At 59.5% G+C, this 6,034-nt stretch carries 5 protein-coding genes, 2 pseudogenes and 1 riboswitch; of the genes and pseudogenes, 4 read left to right on the top strand and 3 right to left on the bottom strand.

The features are described 5' to 3' along the window. Nucleotides 1–267: 267 nt before the first annotated feature. The 4 genes from ACRXB1_RS28200 to ACRXB1_RS28185 all read left to right on the top strand — a co-directional run bounded on the left by ACRXB1_RS28200 (nt 268) and on the right by ACRXB1_RS28185 (nt 4,525). Nucleotides 268–1,452, top strand: coding sequence for an MFS transporter (locus tag ACRXB1_RS28200; RefSeq protein WP_449493897.1), 1,185 nt, complete (start codon nt 268–270; stop codon nt 1,450–1,452). A 4-nt stretch (nt 1,453–1,456) separates the two neighbouring features. Next, complete coding sequence (locus ACRXB1_RS28195; RefSeq protein WP_449493896.1) at nt 1,457–1,732, top strand: pantoate--beta-alanine ligase; 276 nt, start codon at nt 1,457–1,459, stop codon at nt 1,730–1,732. A 502-nt stretch (nt 1,733–2,234) separates the two neighbouring features. Beyond that, a complete protein-coding gene (locus ACRXB1_RS28190; RefSeq protein WP_375507945.1) occupies nt 2,235–3,095 on the top strand; it encodes an FkbM family methyltransferase in 861 nt (286 codons plus the stop codon). A gap of 578 nt (nt 3,096–3,673) precedes the next feature. After that, the gene (locus ACRXB1_RS28185; RefSeq protein WP_449493895.1) at nt 3,674–4,525 is read left to right on the top strand and encodes a hypothetical protein; all 852 of its coding nucleotides are present in this window, start codon (nt 3,674–3,676) and stop codon (nt 4,523–4,525) included. A 60-nt stretch (nt 4,526–4,585) separates the two neighbouring features. Here the strand turns inward: ACRXB1_RS28185 and ribB are convergent, their stop codons facing one another. From ribB to ACRXB1_RS28170, 3 genes and pseudogenes are all read right to left on the bottom strand, one after another. Next, on the bottom strand, nt 4,586–5,332 hold the full coding sequence (ribB, locus tag ACRXB1_RS28180) for a 3,4-dihydroxy-2-butanone-4-phosphate synthase (protein WP_375508363.1): 747 nt from the start codon (nt 5,330–5,332) through the stop codon (nt 4,586–4,588). Between the two features lie 130 nt (nt 5,333–5,462). Beyond that, a riboswitch (FMN riboswitch) is annotated at nt 5,463–5,645 on the bottom strand. A 101-nt stretch (nt 5,646–5,746) separates the two neighbouring features. Next, nucleotides 5,747–5,902, bottom strand: a pseudogene (locus ACRXB1_RS28175) (cupin domain-containing protein); the annotation flags it as partial. Nucleotides 5,903–5,906: 4 nt separating this feature from the next. Next, nucleotides 5,907–6,034 (bottom strand): annotated as a pseudogene (locus tag ACRXB1_RS28170) (bacterioferritin); the annotation flags it as partial.

The raw sequence follows: 6,034 nt of genomic DNA, 5'->3' as shown, positions 1-6,034 counted from the left end.
GTGCCGGTTTCCCGCGAACGCCAAGTGTTCGTGCAGCTTGCGCCCGGCGTGGTCGTCGAATTTGTCATCCAGCTTTCTTAATACCTAGGACCTTCCCATGCCTATCCCACTTCTAGCGCTTGCCATCTGCGCGTCTGCACGAGCATGCCGTGCCGTTTTCCGAAGCCGACGTGCCGGTTTCCCGCGAACGCCAAGTGTTCGTGCAGCTTGCGCCCGGCGTGGTCGTCGAATTTGTCATCCAGCTTTCTTAATACCTAGGACCTTCCCATGCCTATCCCACTTCTAGCGCTTGCCATCAGCGCCTTTGCCATCGGCACGACCGAGTTCGTGATCATGGGCCTGCTGCCTGATGTGGCCCGCGATCTGGCTGTATCGATACCGTCTGCCGGCTTTCTCGTCACTGGCTATGCGCTTGGCGTGGCCGTCGGCGCGCCGCTGCTTGCCGTACTCACCGCAAAATTGCCGCGCAAACTTTCGCTGCAATTGCTGATGGGCGTATTTATCGTGGGCAACGTCTTGTGTGCCATGGCGCCCGGCTATTCGATGCTGATGGTGGCGCGCGTGGTGACATCGTTCGCGCACGGCTCGTTTTTCGGCATCGGCGCGGTTGTCGCGGCGTCGCTCGTTCCGGCTGAAAAGCGGGCAAGCGCGATTGCGCTGATGTTCACCGGGCTCACCCTCGCAAACGTGCTGGGCGTGCCGTTCGGGACGTTTATCGGGCAGCAGTTCGGATGGCGCGCGACGTTCTGGGTGGTATCGGCGCTCGGGCTCGTGTCGCTGATCGGCGTGGCTGCGCTCGTTCCCAACAAACACGATTCAGGACCGTCGAACTTCGGCCACGAACTGCGCGTGCTGAAAGAGCCGCAAGTCTGGCTGGCACTGGCCATGACGGTGCTCGGCTTCGGCGGCGTCTTTGTGGTGTTCACCTATATTGCGCCGATCCTCGAGCAGGTCAGCGGCTTCGGGCCCCACGGCGTGACGCTCGTGCTGGTGCTGTTCGGCGTTGGACTCACGATCGGCAATACGATCGGCGGGAAGCTCGCCGACCGGGCGCTGATGCCGTCGCTGATGGGCATTCTGGTCGCACTCGCCATCATCATGGCCGTGTTCGCAAAGACCAGTCACAACCAGATCCTCGCCGCGATCACGATTTTCATCTGGGGCATTGCCGCGTTTGCGACCGTGCCGCCGCTGCAAACCCGGGTGGTGGAGAAGGCGAAACACGCGCCGAACCTGGCATCGACGCTCAATATCGGCGCGTTCAATCTGGGTAACGCCGGCGGCGCGTGGCTCGGCGGCGTGGTGCTGCAGCAAGGTCATCCGCTGGATTCGCTGCCGTGGGTTGCGGCGGTAGTGGCGATCGTGGCGCTCGCCGTGACGTGGTATGCAGGCCGTCTCGATGGCCGTGGCCACGCGCCCGCGCGCTTTGCCCCCGGAGACTGTCGCGGCTGAGACCATGCGCGACGCCAATGGCCTCGCGCTCAGTGCGCGCAATTGTTATCTGCGGCCGTCCGAGTGCGCCGAAGCACCGGAACCCGCCAGGACGCTTAATCGCGTGCGCGCCGCTGTGTTGTCAGGCAATCGCGACTTTGCGTCGATTAAAAAAGATGCGGTGCATACTCGGGCCAAGCGCGCTGGCAGCAGGATTACATTGCAAGAACCGGCTGCCACCGCTCCAAATCTTTCCTCACGCTTAGGACAGGTACGCTGCGTTCGCTACCGGATGACGTGATGTCCCATTCTGCGAGCAATGCAAACGGATTCAACACCAGACGGCCCTGTGCTGTGGTCGAGAGGCAAGCCAATGCCGATCGCTCGGTCGAGGCCCCGCTGGTGACTTCGGTCAGCACATGGCCGATCCCGCTGACTTATGCGCGTCGGTCTGCAGTGCGATGTTCCTTTCGCACGTGTGCGTGCGCGGAGCGACGTCCATATCTTCCGCGATCAGGGATTTCGTTAACTATTGTCAATGCTCAGGAATGCGTCGAATACCGTTTTATACTACTGATATCCGGGGCGCGGCTGGCCGTGTTTCGGCATGTCTGGCACGACGGCGTCCTTGTACACATTGCCTAGTACAACGAACGTTTTTTCAGGCCGGTCAGCGACCAACGCATTGACGCGCTTTAGTGAGATCGGGTCGTTTCGGGAACTGCGGGACTGAGATCGGACGCCTCATCGAATTTATGACGCGCGATACATTCCTTCTTCAAGATCAGAAAGAACTTCAGCACATGAACTTATCGACCGATAGGCCGCCTGAAAGGCAGATTATGCAAGTTGCCGAACCCTATACGTTGGTTCAAGCCAGGCATGGATGGATGCTCGCAAACCCCAGCGACTTCTACATCGGCAAAGCGATGCTCGAATACGGCGAGTATGCCGAGATCGAAGGGCAGTTTCTGAGCCAGTTGTTTGTTCGCCCGGGTGCTGTCGTCGAGGTTGGTGCCAATGTAGGCACGCATACCGTTGCGCTCGCCAGACAGGCGGCCCAACAACGACGTGAGATGTTCGCTTTCGAGCCGCAACCATTCATTTTCCAGAACTTGTGCGCCAATCTTGCACTTAATGGCATTACGAATGTACGCGCATGGCCCTGGGCGTGTGGGGCTAAAGCAGAGACCGTGTACTTTTCCTCGCCTGACTACAACGCACCGGGCAACTTCGGCGGCGTATCCATGCATGCAAGCCCGGCTAATCAGGACATTGCAATACCTTGTGTTCGCCTGGACGACGTACTTGCAGACCACCCAGTCGGCCTGATTAAAATCGACGTAGAGGGCTTTGAACTACATACGCTGCACGGGGCCGTTAATCTTCTGGCCGCATCGCGCCCTGTACTGTATCTGGAGAACGACCGGGATGATAAGTCGCAGGCGTTGATCGAATGGCTATGGAGCCAGGACTATCGGCTCTGGTGGCACATTCCGCAGCTGTTCAATCCAGCAAACTTTTTCGGCATCCAGGAAAATATCTACGGCAATGCCGCGTCCTTTAATATGCTTGCTCTACCACGAGAGGCCGATATACCCGTAATCGGTCTCCCGGAAGTCACCGACGCGACTTATCATCCGCATCAGGAAGGGGCGTCATGACAGACTCGAGGCTTTCTTGGCGTGCTCGGCGTTATCAGCTAGTGTGGTTCGTATCCAATGATATCGGGCCGTCTCAAACAAACATGGGCCCTTTTCTTTAATGTAGTCTCAAGCGCGCCGCTATTGTTAGCTGTTGACAGGCCTTCCCGGCTTTCGGACACAGGCAATGGGCCACCGAGATGATTATTTTGCACTCTTTTATTCGCAGCAGCGATGGGGTCTGCTGCGACGGCTTGGTCGGGGTTGAATCGGCGGCGATTTCGGTATGCACCGGAAATACATTTAATCCAAACATTCGAGAAGATCTCCGGTCAAATACACGCCACCGGCGGGATATTGGCGCGACTAGGCAGACGATCAATGCCGAAAGGACCAATTCCCCGATGGACGACCAGGTCGGTCAAGATACTGTTGCATTACTGCATTGTGGACCGGCCGATGCGCTCTGACATTCCCTGTGGGTCGATGTCATTGACCCGGCGACCTCAACCGATTAGCGTGTCGTGCGCGCCGCAATTCGTCACCAAGTAGCTGATTGCTGCAATCCGCGCTTCAACACGCTTTTCGACCGGGGTTTTATGGAAGACATCACGCTGAGCCAATGCCTGAGGGGCGCATGGCGCGACGCCGCGTTGTCCGTGCGGCGCATGCCCACGCTTTTCCTGCTGGCGTTCGTCCTCGTGCTCGGCACGGGCATCGCCGGATATCAGGAACAAATCTCAGCGCCGCCTTCGGCCAGCCCGCTTTCATCGATGACCGATGGCAGCGCCGTCCACGGCGCCGCGCTGGGTCATTCGCTCACATCGCTCGGGCTCGCGTTCCTGCAGTCGCTCGTGATTGCGGTGCTGGCGGTCCAGGTGATCCGCTTTTCGATGACGCTGCACGCAAAGCCGGGCGCGTCCGGCGTGGAAGCACAGCCAAAACGCCTCTGGGACGCCGGTTTCCGCCGCTATTTCCTGCTGTGCATCGCATTGGTCGCGGCCTATGTGGGGGCGACTATCGTAGTGGTGATCACGTGGATCCTCATGCGGCTGGCGGGATTGTCGAGCGGGACATCGATGGCAGCGACTGCCACGCTCGCCATCCTTGCGCTTTGCGGCATGAGCTACGTGTCGGCGCGCCTTGCGCTGCTGTTTCCTCACACCGCGGCGGGTGGGCGGCTTGCATGGCGCGCCGCGTGGGAAGATTCACGCGGGCATTTCTGGGCGATTGCATCGACGGCCGTGGTTGCCATCTTGCCGATCGTGGCGATTGCGACAGTGTTCACCGTGGTCACAGAGATGCTGGCGACGGCAGCTTCCACCGATAGCCTGACCGTGGGTTTGCTGGTCGTGCAGAGCATCGTCACTCTGTTTTACACGGCGACGACCGCGACTTGCTCGGTTTGGCTCTACAAGAAGTTCGGAGCGGTTTTGAAGGCGCAGCCTTGACGTTGTGCTTGAAGAAAAAAACGCGGCTCTCGAGCCGCGTTTTTTTGTGTGGAAGCCGCGTTAGACGGTTTCTTCGGCTGCGTGCGTTTCCTGAAGGGTTTCCCGAGCGTCTGCCAACGCCATCCGGAAATCCGCCAGTTCTGCGATGGTCAGCACCGGGATATTCCGCTCCTTCACGAACGCATCGATTTGCGCGCCTCGTGCCATCGTTCCATCCGGGTTCATGAGTTCGCACAGCACGCCGGCGGGTTTCAGGCCCGCGAGAATCGCGAGATCGACCGTCCCTTCCGTATGTCCGCGCCGCGTGAGAACGCCGCCCGGTTGCGCACGCAACGGAAACACGTGACCCGGACTCACGATATCGCCCGGCTTCGCGCCATCCGCAATCGCCGCGCGAATCGTCGTCAGCCGGTCCACGGCGGACACGCCTGTGGTGACGCCTTCGCGTGCTTCTATCGATACCGTGAAGGCCGTGCCGTACTTGCTGCCGTTGTCGGCGACCATGGGCGGAAGATGCAGCGCGCGCACGGCGTCGTCCGGCAGGCACAGGCACACGATCCCGCTGCACTCGCGGATCATCAGCGCCATGCCTTCAACGTCGAGCTTTTCCGCCGCGTAGATCAGGTCGGCTTCGTTTTCGCGGTCATCGTCGTCGAGCAATGCAACGGCGCGGCCTTCGCGCAAGGCTTGCAGCGCGGCGGCGATTCGGGGAGGGGTCTTGACGGAATTTTCGGCCGAGCGAAGTTGCTCGAAGTCGGCGAATGCGTCGGGAGTGAAGCAATTGAGGCTGGAAGCAGCTACGGACATGATGAAACGCTCTCGCAAAAGAAATGGGCGAAAAACGTTTCAGGGCATTGCAAACAGGCAGAACGGCACGCAACACCTGGCGCGGACGTCAAAACGCCACGACAAACACGCGATACGAACATGACCATCTGCACATCTTCTCTCATCCGGACTATGACCGTCGGCTCTGGCATCTCACCAGATCTGCTGACCCCGTGGTCCGGTTCGTAAAAACACTACGATCCGGTCCACGGGCGCTCGCGGGCTCGCATCGGGCTTTGAAAACCTGACGCATACCGCCGGTGGGGAATTACACCCCGCCCTGAAGACGTACTGATTTGTCGCTGGACACTTAAAAACCGCGACTAATTTCAGGATACAACATGCCAGCCAATGTTGCAGCGCCGCTTGGTGGCGGCGCGTTGGCTGGCGAACTTAATTTGTCTCGTCGATACGCCGCGAGTCGCCCGGCACATGCCATCGCGGTGGCGTTTCCGCATTCACCGTGACCTGATACGCGCGCGCTTCCGTGCTCCCGGGATTGCGCAGCGCGTGGGGCTGGTCGGCGTCGAAGACAATGGCGTCGCCAGTGCCGCCCCATCATGGTCTGCTGATAGTTCTGGATGCCAACCTTGGCTACCAGATCGATCTGCGTTTCCAGCCAGTCGATATGTTCTTCGGTGTCATCGAGGATCTTGACGAAGATTTCGCGCGAGATGAAAT

The sequence above is a fragment of the Caballeronia sp. M23-90 genome (assembly GCF_053574605.1).
This window is presented reverse-complemented; position numbering and strand designations above follow the sequence as displayed.

Coding starts and splice junctions, on each gene's coding strand:
- ribB (WP_375508363.1), bottom strand. CDS start 5,332: ATGTCCGTAGCTGCTTCCAGCCTCAATTGCTTCACTCCCGACGCATTC.
- ACRXB1_RS28190 (WP_375507945.1), top strand. CDS start 2,235: ATGAACTTATCGACCGATAGGCCGCCTGAAAGGCAGATTATGCAAGTT.
- ACRXB1_RS28200 (WP_449493897.1), top strand. CDS start 268: ATGCCTATCCCACTTCTAGCGCTTGCCATCAGCGCCTTTGCCATCGGC.
- ACRXB1_RS28185 (WP_449493895.1), top strand. CDS start 3,674: ATGGAAGACATCACGCTGAGCCAATGCCTGAGGGGCGCATGGCGCGAC.
- ACRXB1_RS28195 (WP_449493896.1), top strand. CDS start 1,457: ATGCGCGACGCCAATGGCCTCGCGCTCAGTGCGCGCAATTGTTATCTG.